The sequence below is a fragment of the Streptomyces sp. NPDC046985 genome, assembly GCF_040644415.1.
GTDB lineage: Bacteria > Actinomycetota > Actinomycetes > Streptomycetales > Streptomycetaceae > Streptomyces.
In genome coordinates, this window is sequence record NZ_JBEYWK010000010.1 from 1 (window position 1) to 16,973 (window position 16,973).

The following is a 16,973-nucleotide window of genomic DNA, read 5'->3' on the forward strand; positions in this document are numbered from 1 at the left end:
GGGGTATCAACATATCTGGCGTTGACTTTTGGCACGCTGTTGAGTTCTCAAGGAACGGACGCTTCCTTCGTACTCACCCTCTCGGGCTTTCCTCCGGGCGCTTCCCTTCGGTGTCTCCGACTCTATCAGACCGTTTCCGACCCGATTTCCTCGGTGCTTTCCAGGTTTCCGCTTCCGCGTTTCCCTTTCCGGCGGTTCCGACTCTATCAGATCTTCTTTCTCGACCTGACCCCCGGTCAGCGGGGTTCGCCTTCCCGGCCCTTCGGCCGTTCCGACGTCCCAGACCTTAGCGGATTCGCTCGGCGATTCCCAATCGAGTCCTTGGCGGATCCGACGTCAATCGACGAGTCCCTTTCGAATGGAATTCGGACATGCCGAAAACAACCCAGTCAGGGAGATCGTGCTGATGGTGTGGGTGCCGCAGATGCGGCGGGAGGTGCTGCCGGAGAACCGTTACGGCTCGGCGGCAACCCGGAGAACATTACGGATCGCCCAGAAGGCTGTCAAGCGCCCCCTGTCAAGATCTTTTCAGTCCAGGTCGCTGAGGCGCCCGCCGGCGTCGGGCTGGGCGTCCTCCACCCTGCGCAGCAACCGGGTCAGCACGTCGCCGAGGACGGTGCGCTCCGCTGGGGTGAGGTCCTGGAGGAGGTCTCCTTCGAAGACCGTCGCCAGGCGCATGGCGTCCAGCCACTTCTCGCGGCCCTCGGCGGTCAGCTCGACGATGACCCGGACCCGGTTGGACTCGTCGCGCTCGCGGGTGACCAGGCCCTCGGTGACCATGCGGTCGATCCGGTGGGTCATCGCGGCCGGAGTGAGGCCGAGGCGCTTGGCGAGTTCGCTGGGGCCGAGCTGGTAGGGGGCGCCGGAGAGGACCAGCGCCTTCAGGACCTCCCACTCGGCGCTGCTGATGCCGAGGTCGGAGGTCTGCCGGCCGTAGGCGACGTTCATCCTGCGGTTCAGCCGGGACAGCGCCGAGACGATCTTCTCGACCTGCGGGTCGAGGTCCCGGAACTCGCGCTGGTAGGCGGCGATCTGCTCTTCGAGCGCCGGCTCGCCGCCCAGGCCGTCGGCGCCGCCGAGGCTGCCGGAGGTGTCACCCATGGCGGCAGTATGGCACGACCCCGCTTGGCATCGAAGTCCTTCCAGGTGTACTGTTTAGCTTCAAAATTTAATGTCGAAGTCTTCGGCCCTAAGCACCGAGGGTTGTCGACCGTCTGACCGTCGACTGCTCGACAGAGTCGACTCACTCAAGAGAGGTGAACGTGACCAGGGCGATGGGCGCAGCGATGCGCCGGATCCACGCGGGCAACGCGCTCAGCGCGTTCGGGCTGGGCTTCACCGTCCCCTACCTGTACGTCTACGTGGCGCAGGTGCGGGGGCTGGGAGCCATGACGGCGGGGCTGGTCCTCACCGTCTTCGCCGTGGCCGCGCTGATCGTGCTGCCGTTCGCCGGCCGGGCGATCGTGCGGCGCGGCCCGCGGCCGGTCCTGCTCGCCGCCCTGGTCACCGCCGCGCTGGGCTCGCTCAGTCTGGGGCTCGCGGACGGTTCGGCGACCGTGCTGCTGTCGGCGGCGGCGCTGGGCGCCGGGCAGGCCGTGATGCAGCCCGCGCTGGCGACGATGATCGTGGACTGCTCGCCGTCTCAGACGCGGTCCCGGGCGTTCGCGACGCAGTTCTTCCTGCAGAACCTGGGGCTCGGCGTCGGCGGCCTGATAGGCGGCCACCTCGTCGACGCCTCGCGGGTGTCCTCCTTCACGCTGCTGTTCTCCCTCGAGGCGGCGGTGTTCCTGCTGCTGGCTGCGCTGATGTCCACGGTGCGGATACCGCACGCGCCGTGCGTCGCGGACGCCGCGGCCACGGCCGGGCGGTCCGCCCGGAGTAGCTGGCGCCAGCTCCTCGGCAACCGCGCCATGGTGCAGCTCTGCGTCCTGGGCTTCGTGCTGTTCTTCGCCTGCTACGGGCAGTTCGAGTCGGGGCTGAGCGCGTTCGGCGTGGAGGCGGCCGGGATCTCCCCGTCGACGCTGGGGACGGCGCTGGCGGCGAACACGCTGATGATCGTGGTGGCGCAGTTCGCCGTGCTGCGGTTCGTCGAGCGGCGGCGCCGGTCCCGGGTGATCGCGTCCGTGGGCGTGATCTGGGCCGTGGCCTGGGGCGCGGCGGCGTACGCGGGGCTGGGGCACGGCAGTCAGGCGATGGCGACGGCGGCGTTCGTGTCGACGTACGCGCTGTTCGGGCTGGGTGAGGCGATGCTGTCGCCGACGCTGGCGCCGCTGGTGGCCGACCTCGCGCCCGACGGGATGGCGGGGCAGTACAACTCGGCTTTCGCCCTGGTGAAGCAGCTCGCGCTGGCGGTCGGACCGGCGGTGGGCGGTCCGCTGGCGGCCTCGCTGCCGGGTCCGTACGTGCTGACGTTCCTGGCGTTCTCGCTGGGGATCACCGCGCTGGCCTTGCGGCTGGGGCGGGGGCTCACCGTCGCGCAGGACCACCCGTGGAGCGCGCGGAGCCGGATCGTGGCCCGCGGCGGTGCGGCTGCCGAGCCGGTGGCCGCGGACGCCTGAGCGCGCCCGCGCGGTGCGCTGACGGCGGCGGCCGTCGCCTTCGGGCGGCGGCCGCCGCTGTCGTTCGCGCGTCCGGGCGGCGGGGCGCCGCGTCCGTGCGGCCGCCGCGAGGGGACGACGGGGCTCAGGGCCGTCCGCTCGGCAGGATGAACTCGCACCACACCGTCTTCCCGCCGCCCGGTGTGCGGCGGGAGCCCCAGTGGGAGGCGATGGTCGCGACGATGGCGATGCCGCGGCCGGACTCGTCGGCGGGTTCGGCGCGGCGGCGCCGGGGCAGGTGGTCGTCCCCGTCGGTGACTTCGACGATGAGGCGGCGGTCGGTGCGGCGCAGCCGCAGGCGCATGGGGGGCGTGCCGTGCTGGAGGGAGTTGGCGACGAGTTCGCTGGCCGCGAGGACGCCCAGGTCGTGGAGTTCGGGCGGGAAGCGCCAGCTCGTCAGGACGCCGGAGGCGAAGGCCCGCGCGCGAGGAGCCGCTTCGACGCCGCCGAGGAGTTCCAGCGCGGCGTTGCGGAACAGCTCGCTGTCCGCGCCGGTGCGCGCGGGGTGATGGAGGACCAGCACGGCCACGTCGTCGTAGTGGTCGGCCTGCACGCCGGCCGAGCGGACCAGGCGGTCGCAGACGACCTGGGGAGCGCCGGTGGCCCCGGCCAGGGCGCGTTCCAGGGCGGTGATGCCCACGTCCAGGTCCTGGTCGCGGCGTTCGACCAGGCCGTCGGTGTAGAGCACCGCGGTGGAGCCGGGGCGCAGGGGGACGGCGCCGGAGGCGTGCGTCCACTCGCCGGTGCCGAGCGGCGGCCCGGTGGGCTCGTCGGCGCGCAGCACGTCGCCGTTCTCGTCGCGGACCAGGATGGGCAGGTGACCGGCGGAGGCGTACACGAGCCGGCCCTCGTTGGGGTCGTGGACGGCGTAGACGCAGGTCGCGATCTGGTTGGCGTCGATCTCGGCGGCGAGTCCGTCGAGCAGTTGGAGGACTTCGTGGGGCGGGAGGTCCATGCGGGCGTAGGCGCGGACCGCGGTGCGCAACTGGCCCATGACGGCGGCGGCCCGCACGCCCCGCCCCATCACGTCGCCGATGACCAGCGCGGTGCGGCCGCCGCCGAGGGTGATCACGTCGTACCAGTCGCCGCCGACCGCGGCTTCGGTGCCGCCCGGCTGGTAGGTGGCGGCGATGCGCAGGTCGTCGGGCTGCTCCAGGACCTGGGGCAGCAGGGAGCGCTGGAGAGTGACGGCGGTCTCGCGCTGGCGGCGCTCGCTGGCCCGCAGGCGCTCGGCGGCCTCGGCGTGGTCGGTGACGTCGGTGGCGAAGACCAGGACGCCGGGTCCGGGGGCGCGGTCGTCGTCGCCGCCGGTCTCGCTGACCGGGGTGCAGGTGAAGGTGTAGGAGCGGCCGTCGGGCGCCTTGCGGGACTTCAGCGTGCGCGGTCTGCCGCTGCGCAGGACCTGGTCGAGGAGGGGGAGCAGGCCGAGGTCGCGCAGTTCGGGCAGGGCGTCCCGGGCGGCTTCGCCGAAGCGGCGGGCGCCGAAGGCCGCGGTGTAGGCGGCGTTGACGTAGGCGAGGCGGTGGTCGGCGCCGTGGACCAGGGCGACGAGCGCCGGGACGCGGTCGAGGACCTCGTGCGCGGGCAGTCCGTCGACGGCGGACGTCTGGAGTGCGCCGTCGGCGGACGTCTGGAGTGCGCCGTCGACGGACGTCTGGGGTGCGTCGTCGGCGGACGTCTGAGGTGTGCCCTCGGCGGACGTCTGGGGTGCGTCGTCGGCGGGTCGTCGGGCGCGGGCCGCGGGGACGGCGCCGTCGGCGCGCCGGTCCGGGACGGTGGCCAGATCGGTCCGCGCGGCGGCGCGGCGCTGTGTTCCGGGAATGCCGGGGAGCCGGGCGCTCCAGCGCGTGAAGTTCACGGATCCTTGCCTCGTGTCTGTCGTCTCGGGCCGGCGCCGGGCCCGGCCGGGGTGGGGGCCGTGCGCGGTGACCGCACGTGTCGCCGTCCCGGCGGGTGCGGGGCGGCGGGACGGCGTCGTCAGCGGTCAGGGGCGGACGGTCGTCCGCCCCTGGTCGCGGACCAGTGTGGCAGTGCGACCGCCGCGTGTCGGCATCCATGGGACGCCGGGAGCGTCCGGTGGAGTTCCTCCGTCCGTTCAGGATGACCCGTTCGGGTTGATGTTCGGGTCGAGAGGATGTTTTCCACCGGCCGCCAGTTCGAACTCGGCCCGGGGATGTTCCAGGGATCCGAGGGAGACGATCTCCCGTTTGAACAGTCCCGCCAGGGTCCACTCCGCCAGGACGCGGGCCTTGCGGTTGACGGTGGGGACCCGGCTGAGGTGGTACGCGCGGTGCATGAACCAGGCGGGGTAGCCCTTCAGTCTGCGTCCGTAGACCTGGGCGACGCCCTGGTGCAGGCCGAGCGAGGCGACCGAGCCGACGTACTGGTGGGCGTACGTCTCCAGGGGCTCGCCGCGCAGCGCGTGGGCGATGTTGTCGCCGAGGACCTTGGCCTGGCGCACCGCGTGCTGGGCGTTGGGCGCGGTCTCGGCGCCGGGCTCGGCGGCGGTGACGTCGGGGACGGCGGCGGCGTCGCCCGCGGCCCAGGCGTGCGCGGCGCCCTCGACGGCGAGCTGGGCGGTACACCTGACGCGTCCGCGGGAGCACAGCGGCAGGTCGGTGGCGGCCAGCAGGGGATGCGGCTTGACCCCGGCGGTCCACACGACCGTGCGGGTGGGGAAGCGCTGGCCGTCGCTGAGGACGGCGACGCGCTCGGCGCACGACTCCAGGCGGGTGCCCAGCAGCACCTGGATGTTGCGGCGGCGCAGCTCGGCCACGGTGTAGCGGCCCATCTCCTCGCCCACCTCGGGCAGGACGCGGTCCGACGCCTCGACGAGGATCCACTTCATGTCCTCGGGCGTGACGTTGTGGTAGTAGCGCGCGGCGTACCGGGCCATGTCCTCCAGTTCGCCGAGCGCCTCCACTCCCGCGTAACCGCCGCCGACGAAGACGAAGGTGAGGGCGGCGTCGCGGACGGCGGGATCGCGGGTGGAGGAGGCGATGTCCATCTGCTCGATCACGTGGTTGCGCAGGCCGATGGCCTCCTCGACGGTCTTGAAACCGATGCCGTAGTCGGCGAGGCCGGGGATGGGCAGGGTGCGCGAGACGGATCCGGGGGCCAGGACCAGTTCGTCGTAGGTCAGTTCCCGGGCGCCGCCGCGCTCCTCGGTGGCGAGGGTGGTGAGGGCGACGGTGCGGCGCGCGTGGTCGACGCCGGTGGCCTCGCCGACGACGATGCGGCACTGATCGAGAACGCGGCGCAGCGGCACGACGACGTGCCGCGGCGAGATGGCGCCGGCGGCCGCCTCGGGCAGGAACGGTTGATACGTCATATACGGGTCCGGCGTGAGGACGGTGATCTCGACCTCGCCGCGCCGCAGCTCCTGTCTCATCCGCCGCTGGAGGCGCAGGGCCGTGTACATCCCGACGTAGCCGCCGCCGACAACGAGAATGCGCGCACGTTCCTTCACCATCCCATGACGCACCCGTGACGGTCGTTTGTCCACAGCCCCGGCGAATTGTGTGACCGCGGCCCGACGCCGCGCGCGGGCGGCCGCGTCGCCGTGGCGCCGGGCAACGGAGCTGGTCAGGCAGGGTGCGGCGGGGTACTGCGGAGGCCGTAATCGGGACGTATGCGGCCTGTGCTCTGATCGGGGGGCGCTCCGTGCGGAACCTGCCCCTTCTTAATTGACTCTCTCTCAACTATGTTCGTGTGCTGACGGGGTGTAGGGAATGTGATCGGACGGGGCCGCGGAGATCCCACAGGGTCCTCGGGTGCGGTCTCGCTCGTGCGCGGTCCCTGTTTGTGCGCATCCCGGACTTCAGGGCTTCAACGGCGGGGTCAGTCTCCGGGGGGAGACCGTCATTACCGGGGGATCACTCATGCACACTCAGGACACTCATTGGTCCACAGCGTCGGCCGTCGTGCCCGGCGGCGGCCCGATGGCGACGGGCGGCGGGCACGGGGCGGAGGGCCGTCCGTCCCGGACGGCGCCGCTGCGGGTGGACGCACAGCGCAACCTCGAACACGTGCTGCGGGCGGCACGCGAGGTCTTCGGCGAACTCGGCTACGGCGCGCCGATGGAGGACGTGGCGCGGCGCGCGCGGGTCGGCGTCGGCACGGTGTACCGGCGGTTTCCCAGCAAGGACGTCCTGGTCCGGCGCATAGCCGAGGAGGAGACCTCCCGGCTGACCGACCAGGCTCGGGCCGCACTCGGCCAGGAGGACGAGCCGTGGTCGGCGCTGTCGCGGTTCCTGCGCACGTCGGTTGCGTCCGGGGCCGGGCGGCTGCTGCCGCCGCAGGTGCTGCGGGTCGGCCCCGGGGAAGGCGAGCGGACCGAGGGCGCGGCGGGTCTGGAGGGGACGCGGATGCCGCAGCAGCGCGTCCAGCCGGGCGCGGGCGAGCTGCGGCTGCTGCCCGACGCGGTCGGGGCGCTTCCGTCCGTCCCGTCCGCACTAGAGGACGACGACGGGGCGACGGTGCTGCTGGAGGTCGTGGGCCGGCTGGTGGAGCGCGCGCGGACGGCGGGCGAGCTGCGGCCTGACGTGTCGGTGTCGGACGTGCTGCTGGTCATAGCGACGGCGGCGCCCTCGCTCCCGGATCCGGCACAGCAGGCGGCGGCCTCGGCAAGGCTCCTCGACATCCTGCTGGAGGGGCTCCGGTCGCGGCCGGTGTGAGCCTGGCGCGCCGGCGCCCCGGTGCACTCGCGCTCCTCCGAACGGGTGAACGCTGGACAGCGCGCCCTTCGCCCCACGGACGAGTGGAGGATCCCCGCGGCCGAGTCCGGCCGCGGGCCCTTCTGCCAGTCTGACCGAGTGTTAGGAACGGTTGGGCTGACGGCGGGGGCTATCGGCGATGGGCGCTGACGGGCGGGACGAGTCACTGGGCGACGGCGAGGCGCGTCCGGGGAAGGCGGGTGCTGGGGAGGCGCGCGCGGGGAAGGCGCGTGCGCCGCAGATCCCGCGCCAGGCCGGACCCGACGAGACGCGTCCGCCGCAGATCCCGCGCCAGGCCGGACCCGACGACGTCCACGGCGCCGGTCCGCTCTCCGGCGGCCCGTCGGCGCGGGGCGGCGAGCCTGCGCCCGGCGAGCCCGCGTCCAGCGAGTCACCGGCGGACGCGGGGGAGCCGGGGGGCGGACCGGCGGGCGGGGCGTCTGCGGGCAGCGGGGCTTGGGCGGGAGGTGAGGTTCCGGCGGCCGGCGGAGCTTCGACGGCTGGTGGGACTTCCGTAGCTGATGAGGCTCGGGGGCCGGGCGGTGTGCCTGCGGCTAGTGGCGCCACCACGGCCGGTGTGGTTCCCGGGGCGCCCGATCAGGCGCCCCCGGTGCGCGGCGCCGTGCCCAGCGGCCGGGGCGCTCAGGTCGGGGTGCCGGCTCAGCGGGCGGGGCGGGAGGACGACAGGGTGCCGCCGCCTCCGTGGGACGCGCCGCCCTCGTCCGACACCGACCTGATCGGGCGGATGCGCGGGGGCGACGACGCGGCGTACGAGGAGCTGTACCGGCGTCACGCGGGCGCCGTGCGCCGGTATGCCCGCACCTGCTGCCGGGACGCCGACACCGCCGACGACCTCACGGCCGAGGTCTTCGCCCGCATGCTCCAGGCGGTGCGCGCGGGCGCCGGGCCCGAGCACGCCGTCCGCGCGTATCTGCTCACCACGATCCGGCGGGTGGCCGCGCACTGGGCGAGGACCTCGCGTCGCGAGCAACTGGTCGACGACTTCGCGGAGTTCGCCGCTCAGGCGGCCCGCTCCGCCGCCGTGCCGGGCGACGACGGCCTGGACCTCGGCGCCGACGTACGCGCGATGCACGAGGCCGAACAGTCGCTCGCCATGCGGGCGTTCCGGTCGCTGCCCGAGCGGTGGCAGGCCGTGCTGTGGCACACCGAGGTCGAGGACGAGTCGCCCAGCGAGGTCGCGCCGCTGTTCGGGCTGGACGCCAACGGCACGCGCGTCCTGGCCAGCCGCGCCCGCGAGGGCCTGAAGCAGGCGTACCTCCAGGCGCACGTCAGCTCCGCCCTGACCGCCCATGCGGACTGCGCGCGCTACGCCGACCGGCTCGGCGGTTACGCCCGCCGCAAGCTGCGCACCCGCGCCGAACGGGGGCTGCGCAAGCACTTGGAGGAGTGCGCCCGGTGCCGTCTGGCGGTGCTCCAGATCGAGGAGGTGGCGGGCGGCATCCCGGCGGTCGTGCCGGTGGCCGTCATCGGCTGGTTCGGCGCCGCCGGGTACGCCAAGGCGCTCGGCGTCGCCGCGGGCGGCGCGGGCGCGGCCGGGGCGGCGGGCGCGGCCGCGGCGACAGGCGGCGGCGCCTCCGGCGGAGGCGGCGCGGGCGGCGCGGCGGTCTCCGAGGGGCTGGGCGCACCGGTGAAGGCCGGCATCGCGGCCGGTGTCGTCGCCGTGGCCGCCGCGGCGGTCGCCCTGGCCCTGACCGGCCACGACGCTCCCGCACCGCAGCACGAAGCGGCCCCGCCCAGGGGCCCCGCCGTCGCACCGCAGCCGCCCCGGCCCGCCCCGCCGACACCGGCGCCGAAGCCCGCGCCGGCCCCGAAGCCGCGGCCCGGCGCGAAGCCGTCCCAGCGCGCCGCCGGGACGCACCCCGCGCCGAAGCCCCCGCACCCGCCGGCGCCGTCCCCCGCACCGAAGCCCACCCCGCCCAAGCCGACGCCGACGCCCGCGCCGACCCCCACCCCCGCTCCCACGCCGACCCCCGCCCCAGCGCCGACGCCCCCTCCCCCGCCCGCACCGGCCGTCTACCCGTGGAACACGCTGAACTACGACCTCACCGGCGACGGCGACAGCCCCGAGATGCGGCTGAGCGGGAGCAGTTGGGTGTGGCAGCGGTACGGCCTCTCCGTCGCCGACCAGCGGTACCGGGCCGGAGTGACCGTGCACGGCCGGTCCGCGGTGACCGTCGACCTGAACCGGCCGTGCACCGCCTACGACGCGCTGGTCGGCGTCGACGACCTCACGGCCGGAATCGGCGAGGTCAGCTTCTCCGTCTGGGCCGACGGGGTCCGGCTGTGGCAGTCCGGACCGGTCGCCGCCCACGCCCCCGCCGTCCCGGTCCACGTGGACCTCGCCGGTCGCACCACCGTGCGGCTGATCGTCGCACCGCGCCGAGCGTTCGACGGCGTGACGCTCGCGGACTGGGCTCAGTCACAGTTCAGTTGCGCGTAGCCGGGCGGTCTCGACGGGCGCCACGCAGCATCGCCGCGAACCGCCACGACGGTTCGCGCCCCCGGGGGCTACCTGCCTAGGGGCTCCCTCGCGGGGCTCCCAGCCCAAAGGCTCCCCGCGGGGCTCCCAGCTCAGAGGCCCCGAACCCCGAACCCCAGGCTCTAAGCCCTAGGCCCAGCGCTCCCCCCGCCCTCCTCACCCCCCAGACGCCAGCGCCCCCCTCTGAGGGGCTATCCCCGCGGGGACCGCGCGGGCGCGGGCGGGGGTGCCTGTCCAGCAGGTGCCCCGGCGGGCCAGCAGGCGGCCGAGCCAGATCTCCAGGGAGACGAGGTCCGCCAGGCCGTCCAGGGGCAGCGGCTCGCCCTCGGCCGCCGCGCGGAGCGCCTTGCGGACCACGCGCGCCTCCACCAGGCCCGCCTGCGCGAGCAGCGGGTTGGCGAACAGGTCCATCAGGTCGTCGACGGCCACGCGCAGGCCCGTGCGCGCGGCGACCGCCGTGGGGGCGTGCGAGGTCGCTCCCCAGCCCGGGGGCAGCTCGCCCACCCCCGCCTTCTCCAGGACCCGGCGCAGGATCGCTGCCCGCGCCCCCGGCTGCACGCGCAGCGCCTCGGGCAGCGCGCGGCAGGCGCGGACCACCTGGTTGTCGAGGAAGGGAGCGTGCAGCCGCTGGGAGCGGATCTCCGCGGCCTGCTCCAGGACCCGCAGGTCAGCGGCGTGCCGTGCCAGGGCGGCCCGCGCGCGGTGGTCCCCCGGGCGCTGGCCGGGTCCGACCGCGGAGCGGCTCGTCGTGCCCTGGAGGCGAACCGATACTTCGGCCAACGCCTCTCCCGTCAGCCACCGCGCGGCGGGCCCGGCGCCGGCCCAGGTGAGCGCGGCCAGCGAGGCGCCCACCGCGCCCGCGGGCTCGTCGAAGCGGCGTTGCAGCAGGCGGTCGGCGAGCGTCTCCAGTCCGGTGCGGTAGGACGCCCGCGCCAGTCTCCGGGCGGCGCCGTAGACCCGCGCGGGGACCATCACGGACCCGTCGGCCTTGGCGAGCGCGGCGACCGGGCGGACCAGGTGGCGCCGTTGGCGGTCCATCAGCAGATCGGCCAGCCGCGCGGGATGGGCGTCGAGGACCTGGCGGGCGCCGTACCCGGTGAAGTGGTCCGCGCTGCCCGCGGCCAGGCGGGCCCGGTGCCGCGCCGCGGTGACCAGCGACGGCGCGGGCTCGTCGGTCAGCGGCACGTCCAGATCGGCGAACGGCAGCACGTCCTCGCCCCCGGCGACCACCACGTGGTGCAGGCGCGGATTGGCCGCGAGCGCCCCGGCCCGCTCCAGCTCGGCCTCGCGGCCGCCGACGGCGAGGTCGTTGAAGGTGACCGCGAGCAGCCGCTCGCCCGCCCCCGTGCCGTGGCCCAGCAGCGTGCCGGGGTTGCCCGGCAGGCCCGCGGCCAGCAGCGCGAGGGTTCCCGAGGCCGGTCCGCCGGACAGGTCCGCCCCTACTCCCGGCATCGGCATCCCGCGAGCCGCGCGCCGCTCGGCGGGCCCCATGCCGGGGACCGGGCCGGGGTCGACGTCCGGGACGTGCCGGGGCGCGGACAGCCGTACGCGGACGGCCTCGACCAGCGCGTCGCGCACCGCGTCGACCGCGCTGTCGGGGTCGGCGGGCGGCGCGGCCACGGCCAGCGAGGCGACCGGCTCGTAGCCGGCGACCTCGCGGGCGCCCGCGCGCAGGATCAGCGCGTGCCCCGGCGGAATGCGCCGGACGCCCTCGTACGGGGTGGAGTCGTGCAGGGCGGCGGGCACGTCGGGCGCGGCGAGCAGCGCGGCGAGGTGCCCGAAGTCGAGGTTGGCCTCGACGAGGTCGGCCAGCGGCAGCGCGGCGGTCGCGTACGCCGTCCCGCCGGCCCAGGGGGTGTGGAAGACCGGGCGGCCGCCCGCGAGGTCGCCGCAGACGGTGATGCGACGGCCCACCTGGACGACCGCCGTGTAGCTGCCCGGCCAGGCGGTCAGATGCCGCAGCGCGCCTCCGCGCGCGGCGAACAGGCCGACCCGGAGCTGTTCGTCCGAGGCGCCGCAGATGCCGAGCACGGCGATCCGCGTCTGCGCGTCGACCCGCGCCGTGCGGATCTCGTCCGGGCGCCAGTCGCCGACCGCCCACAGCGGGTCGGGATCGCCCCACAGGAGCTGGGAGCCCACCGGCTGCACGGTCTCGCCGTCGTATCCGGTGGCCCCGGCCGTGCCGATGCGACCGGCGCCCGCGGCGGTGCTGCTCCACCCCACCAACCACCGCATCGACGCCTCCACGGATGTGGACAACCAGTGCACCGTATGAACCGGGTCACCATGCTGCCATGAAGGACGCGTGCAGGAGGGCAGGCGGAGCCGCCTTCGGTCCGCTCTGCGCGCCCCCGCGCGCCTGAGCGAAGATGGCGAACGCCCGTACCGGACAAGGGAGCTGCGACCTGAATGCGCCCCCTGATGCGCTCCCCGAGAGACCCCGCACGCCGTCAACTGCCGTGGTGGGAGCGGAAATCGGAGACGGGACCCGGGGGCGGTATTCGGCCAAATCGACGAGGAGGGAGCGGCCGCGCGCACGCTCCGTGCACGCTCCGCGCGGCGTACGGACGTTACGCGGTCCGGGAGGCGGGGCTCGCCTCCCGGACCGTTCCACCGCCCGCGGGGATGAAGGCGGCGGCGTCCCCCAGCCCACTGGATCCAGTACAGCGGGCCGACCCACGCAGGACCATGGAACCGCTCCCGGGGTGGCCGGAGTAGAGCGCACGGACGGGCGCACGGCCACACACCGGGAGCACACCGCGACACTGCGTGCAGGACGCCCGTGCGGACGCGGGCCACAATCCCGCCATCCGGAAGAATGCCCCTTAACGCTTGGGATGCGGCGAACTACGCTGTGTTTACGAATGCCGCGTGGCTATGCCAGCGCGGCAGCCGTCTGTGTCGAGGGGTGGCGCATGTCCAGGGAGCAACGCGGGCCGAACGAAAAGCTCGGCGCCGTTCTCGCCCTCGCGGGAATCAGCAACGCGGGACTCGCGCGACGCGTCAACGACCTCGGCGCCCAACGAGGGTTGACTCTTCGCTACGACAAGACCTCGGTGGCGCGCTGGGTGTCGAAGGGGATGGTGCCGCAGGGCGCCGCGCCGCACCTCATAGCCGCCGCCATCGGCCAGAAGCTCGGCCGCCCGGTGCCGCTGCACGAGATCGGCCTCGCGGACGCCGACCCGGCGCCCGAAGTGGGCCTCGCCTTCCCCCGGGACGTCGACCAGGCGGTGCGGTCGGCGACGGAGCTGTACCGGCTCGACCTGGCCGGCCGCCGCGCCGGCTCCGGCGGCATCTGGCAGTCGCTCGCCGGGTCGTTCGCGGTGACCGCGTACGCCACGCCCGCCTCCCGGTGGCTGATAACCCCGGCCGACAGCTCGGTGGCGCGCGAGGCGACGGCGGCGGAGGACTCGGGCGGACCCGCCAAAGTCGGCCACAGCGACGTGCGCAAACTGCGCGAGGCCGCCGAGGACGCCAGACGCTGGGACTCCAAGTACGGGGGCGGCGACTGGCGTTCGTCGATGGTGCCGGAGTGCCTGCGGGTGGAGGCGGCGCCGCTGCTGCTCGGCTCCTACTCCGACGAGGTCGGCCGGGCGCTGTTCGGCGCATCGGCCGAACTGACCCGGCTGGCGGGCTGGATGGCCTTCGACACCGGCCAACAGGAGGCCGCGCAGCGGTACTACATCCAGGCCCTGCGGCTGGCCCGCGCGGCGGCCGACGTGCCGCTGGGCGGATACGTGTTGGCGTCGATGTCGCTCCAGGCGACCTACCGGGGCTTCGGCGACGAGGGCGTCGACCTCGCGCAGGCCGCCCTGGAGCGCAACCGGGGCCTGGCCACCGCCCGCACCATGAGCTTCTTCCGCCTCGTCGAAGCACGCGCCCACGCGCGCGCGGGAGACGCCCCGGCGGCCGGCGGCGCCCTGAAGGCGGCCGAGGGCTGGCTGGAGCGGTCCCGCGACGGCGACAACGACCCGACCTGGCTCGGCTTCTACGGCTACGACCGGTTCGCCGCCGACGCCGCCGAGTGCTACCGCGACCTGAAGGCGCCGCGCCAGGTCCGCCGCTTCACCGAGCAGGCGCTGTCCAGGCCGACGGAGGAGTTCGTCCGCTCGCACGGACTGCGGCTGATCGTCTCGGCGGTCGCCGAACTGGAGTCGGGCAACCTGGACGCGGCCTGCGAGCAGGGCGTACGGGCCGTGGAGGTCGCCGGACGCATCTCCTCGGCGCGCACCACGGAGTACGTGAAGGACCTCCTGCACCGCCTGGAGCCCTACGGCGACGAGCCCCGCGTGGCGGAGCTGCGCGAGCGGGCCCGCCCGCTGCTGATGACGACGGCCTGAGCCGGCCGGGCGGCCGCCCGTTTCAGGCATCTGGTTCGGGCGGCCGCCCGTTCCAGGCATCTGGTCGCCGTCGCGGGGCGCCCGACCGGCGAACCCGCGCCCCTCGTGGACACCCGGCGCCCCTCCTCGTCGCCCCGGCGCCGCCCCGCCGGACGCCGGTGATCCGCCCCGGGCGAGGGCGCGCCGGGAAGCCGGTTTGAACGCGTTGTCAGTGGCGCAGTGCACTATCGAAGCCGGGAGGTGGAGCAGGTGCGGCCGGACATCGCTCACGACTGCGACGTGCTGGTGATCGGAGGCGGGATCGTCGGTCTTGCGACGGCGTACGCGATCACGCGCGCCGCGCCGGGCACCCGTGTGACCGTGCTGGAGAAGGAACCCGGCCCGGCCCGGCACCAGACAGGGCGCAACAGCGGGGTGATCCACAGCGGGATCTACTACCGGCCGGGCTCGCTGAAGGCGCGCTACGCGGTCCGGGGCGCCGCGGAGATGGTCAAGTTCTGCGCGGAGTACGGCGTCGCGCACGCCGTCACCGGCAAGCTGATCGTCGCCACCGAGCGCCGAGAGCTGCCCCGACTGCACGCCCTGGTCCAGCGCGGCCGGGAGAACGGCATCCCGGTGCGCGAGCTGGGCTCGGCCCAGATCGCGCGGTACGAGCCGGAGGTGCGCGGACTGGCCGCCATCCACGTGGGCACGACCGGGATCTGCGACTACGCGGCGGTGGCGCGGGTGCTGGCGGACGCGTCCGGGGCGGAGATCCGCTACGGGGCGCGGGTCGTCCAGGTGGACCGGCGGCCCGCTCTCGGCGTCGCCGTGCGCACCGCCCGCGGGGACGTGGTCCGGGCGCGCGTGCTGGTCAACTGCGCCGGGCTGCGGTGCGACGAGGTGGCCCGGCTGACCGGGGACGAGCCGGAAGCGCGGATCGTGCCGTTCCGCGGTGAGTACTACGAGCTGACCCGCCCCGAGCTGGTGCGCGCGCTGGTGTATCCGGTGCCGGACCCGGCGTTCCCGTTCCTCGGCGTGCACCTCACGCGCGGGATCGACGGCGGGGTGCACGTCGGCCCCAACGCGGTGCCCGCCCTGGCCCGCGAGGGATACGGGTGGTCGGTCGTCCGGCCCCGGGAGCTGGCGGGGACGCTGAGCTGGCCGGGCGCCTGGCGGATGGCGCGGCGGCACTGGCGGTACGGGGCGGGGGAGCTGCGGCGGTCGGTGTCCAAGGCGGCGTTCACCGAGGCGGTGCGCAGGCTGCTGCCGGGCGTGGAGGAGGCGGACCTGGCGCCTGCCCCCGCGGGAGTGCGGGCGCAGGCCGTGCTGCGGGACGGGTCGCTGGCAGACGACTTCCTGATCCAGGAGGGAGCGCGGGCGGTGCACGTGCTGAACGCGCCGTCCCCGGCCGCGACGGCCTCCCTGCCGATCGGCCGGGAGGTGGCCCGGCGAGCCCTGGAGGCGCTGCGAAGAGCGGAGTGAAGCGGGTCGGCCGCTTCCTTCCGGGACCGCGCGGCGCCGCCCGCGCCGTGAGACCAGCACCGCCCGCGCCGTGGAACCGGCGCCTCCCGCACCGTGAACCCGGGACCACCCGGCGCCGCCCACCCCGTAAAGCCGGTGCCGCCCCCACCGTGGAACCGGAGCCAGCCGCTCCGTAAAGCCGACGGCGCCCCCCACCGTGAGACCGGCGCAGTCCGCCCCGTAAAGCCGGCGCCGCCCACCCCGTAAAGCCGGTGCCGCCCCCACCGTGAACCCGGAGCCAGCCGCTCCGTAAAGCCGGCGGCGCCCCCACCGTGAGACCGGTGCCGCCCGCACCGTGAACCCGGCGCCGCCCGCGCCGCGAAACCGGCGCCGTCCGCCCCGTAAAATCGATCCCACTGTGTCTGACTCGTTGAACGTCCCCGCCGCCCCCGGTTCCCCGCACCTGCCCGCCGCCGCGTCCGCGTCCGTCCGGCCCACGCGGGCTAAGGGGGAGCCGAGGTTCCCCGGCGGCCCGCAGGCCGATCCCGCCGGATCGCACTTCGAGCGGCGGATCCGGAGCTTTCAGCCGCGGCGCAGCCGGGTCACCGCGGGCCAGGCGGACGCGCTCCAGCGGCTGTGGCCCGCGTGGGGCCTGGACGTGGACGGGCAGCGGGTCCTCGACCTCGCCGAGCTGTTCGGCAACGGCCGCCCCGTCGTGCTGGAGATCGGCTTCGGGATGGGCGAGGCCACCGCGCGGATGGCCGCCGCCGACCCGGACGTCAACGTCCTCGCGGTCGACGTGCACACCCCCGGCCAGGGCAATCTGCTGAGCCTCGCCGACCGGGAAGGGCTCGCCAACGTCCGGGTCGGCAACGGCGACGCGATCATCCTGCTGCGCGAGATGCTCGCCCCCGACTCGCTCGACGGGCTGCGCGTCTACTTCCCCGACCCCTGGCCGAAGAAGCGGCACCACAAGCGGCGGCTGATCCAGCCCGAGTTCCTCACCCTGGCGGCCGCCAGGCTGCGGCCCGGGGCGCTGGTGCACTGCGCGACCGACTGGGCGCCGTACGCGGAGCAGATGCTCGACGTGCTGACCGCGCACCCCGGCTTCGCGAACACCCAGGCGGACGGCGGTTACGCGCCCCGCCCCGCCTTCCGGCCGCTGACCCGCTTCGAGGGCCAGGGACTGGACAAGGGCCATGCCGTGCACGACCTGCTCTTCCGCCGCGTGCCCCACGGCGAGGGGAACGACGCCCGGAGCGACGCCTAGGGCGTGTTTCGAAAGTCCCGTCTGCCCGGCGGGCGGATGACGCTGCTTTCGAAACACGCCCTAGTGCGATGACCGGCGGACCCACGCGCGTCCCGCCGGACCGGGGCA

At 74.8% G+C, this 16,973-nt stretch carries 10 protein-coding genes; 6 read left to right on the forward strand and 4 right to left on the reverse strand.

Annotated elements, in window-relative coordinates; translation table 11 throughout:
• Positions 1–528: 528 nt before the first annotated feature.
• Complete coding sequence (locus ABZ861_RS14865) at positions 529–1,101, reverse strand: MarR family transcriptional regulator (RefSeq protein WP_361629370.1); 573 nt, start codon at positions 1,099–1,101, stop codon at positions 529–531.
• Positions 1,102–1,286: 185 nt separating this feature from the next.
• On the opposite strand from ABZ861_RS14865, the gene ABZ861_RS14870 reads away from it, so the two are divergent.
• Positions 1,287–2,558 carry an MFS transporter gene (locus ABZ861_RS14870; RefSeq protein ID WP_361629913.1) on the forward strand — a complete coding sequence of 424 codons (1,272 nt, stop codon included), beginning with the start codon at positions 1,287–1,289 and terminating at the stop codon, positions 2,556–2,558.
• A gap of 124 nt (positions 2,559–2,682) precedes the next feature.
• Here the strand turns inward: ABZ861_RS14870 and ABZ861_RS14875 are convergent, their stop codons facing one another.
• Together ABZ861_RS14875 and ABZ861_RS14880 are read right to left on the reverse strand one after the other, a co-directional pair.
• Positions 2,683–4,455, reverse strand: coding sequence for a SpoIIE family protein phosphatase (locus ABZ861_RS14875; RefSeq protein ID WP_361629373.1), 1,773 nt, complete (start codon positions 4,453–4,455; stop codon positions 2,683–2,685).
• Positions 4,456–4,692: 237 nt separating this feature from the next.
• Positions 4,693–6,069 (reverse strand): NAD(P)/FAD-dependent oxidoreductase, encoded by a 1,377-nt coding sequence (locus ABZ861_RS14880; RefSeq protein ID WP_361629376.1) that lies wholly within the window; start codon positions 6,067–6,069, stop codon positions 4,693–4,695.
• A 409-nt stretch (positions 6,070–6,478) separates the two neighbouring features.
• On the opposite strand from ABZ861_RS14880, the gene ABZ861_RS14885 reads away from it, so the two are divergent.
• Positions 6,479–7,273, forward strand: a complete 795-nt coding sequence (locus tag ABZ861_RS14885; protein WP_361629379.1) for a helix-turn-helix domain-containing protein — start codon at positions 6,479–6,481, stop codon at positions 7,271–7,273.
• A gap of 784 nt (positions 7,274–8,057) precedes the next feature.
• A complete protein-coding gene (locus tag ABZ861_RS14890; RefSeq protein WP_361629916.1) occupies positions 8,058–9,773 on the forward strand; it encodes a sigma-70 family RNA polymerase sigma factor in 1,716 nt (571 codons plus the stop codon).
• Positions 9,774–9,968: 195 nt separating this feature from the next.
• Here the strand turns inward: ABZ861_RS14890 and ABZ861_RS14895 are convergent, their stop codons facing one another.
• A complete protein-coding gene (locus ABZ861_RS14895; protein WP_361629919.1) occupies positions 9,969–12,047 on the reverse strand; it encodes an asparagine synthase-related protein in 2,079 nt (692 codons plus the stop codon).
• Positions 12,048–12,727: 680 nt separating this feature from the next.
• Between ABZ861_RS14895 and ABZ861_RS14900 the strand changes: the two genes are divergently transcribed.
• From ABZ861_RS14900 to trmB, 3 genes are all read left to right on the forward strand, one after another.
• Positions 12,728–14,152: an MFS transporter gene (locus ABZ861_RS14900; protein ID WP_361629382.1), complete on the forward strand. Its 1,425-nt coding sequence runs from the start codon at positions 12,728–12,730 to the stop codon at positions 14,150–14,152.
• A 219-nt stretch (positions 14,153–14,371) separates the two neighbouring features.
• Positions 14,372–15,616, forward strand: a complete 1,245-nt coding sequence (gene lhgO, locus ABZ861_RS14905; protein ID WP_361629385.1) for an L-2-hydroxyglutarate oxidase — start codon at positions 14,372–14,374, stop codon at positions 15,614–15,616.
• Positions 15,617–16,058: 442 nt separating this feature from the next.
• The gene (trmB, locus tag ABZ861_RS14910) at positions 16,059–16,865 is read left to right on the forward strand and encodes a tRNA (guanosine(46)-N7)-methyltransferase TrmB (protein WP_361629922.1); all 807 of its coding nucleotides are present in this window, start codon (positions 16,059–16,061) and stop codon (positions 16,863–16,865) included.
• Positions 16,866–16,973: the final 108 nt, after the last annotated feature.

What these genes read in the sequence shown, in the direction of transcription:
- ABZ861_RS14865 (WP_361629370.1), bottom strand. Translation starts at nt 1,101, where the DNA reads ATGGGTGACACCTCCGGCAGCCTCGGCGGCGCCGACGGCCTGGGCGGC.
- ABZ861_RS14870 (WP_361629913.1), top strand. Translation starts at nt 1,287, where the DNA reads ATGCGCCGGATCCACGCGGGCAACGCGCTCAGCGCGTTCGGGCTGGGC.
- ABZ861_RS14880 (WP_361629376.1), bottom strand. Translation starts at nt 6,069, where the DNA reads ATGGTGAAGGAACGTGCGCGCATTCTCGTTGTCGGCGGCGGCTACGTC.
- ABZ861_RS14885 (WP_361629379.1), top strand. Translation starts at nt 6,479, where the DNA reads ATGCACACTCAGGACACTCATTGGTCCACAGCGTCGGCCGTCGTGCCC.
- ABZ861_RS14890 (WP_361629916.1), top strand. Translation starts at nt 8,058, where the DNA reads ATGCGCGGGGGCGACGACGCGGCGTACGAGGAGCTGTACCGGCGTCAC.
- ABZ861_RS14895 (WP_361629919.1), bottom strand. Translation starts at nt 12,047, where the DNA reads ATGCGGTGGTTGGTGGGGTGGAGCAGCACCGCCGCGGGCGCCGGTCGC.
- ABZ861_RS14900 (WP_361629382.1), top strand. Translation starts at nt 12,728, where the DNA reads ATGTCCAGGGAGCAACGCGGGCCGAACGAAAAGCTCGGCGCCGTTCTC.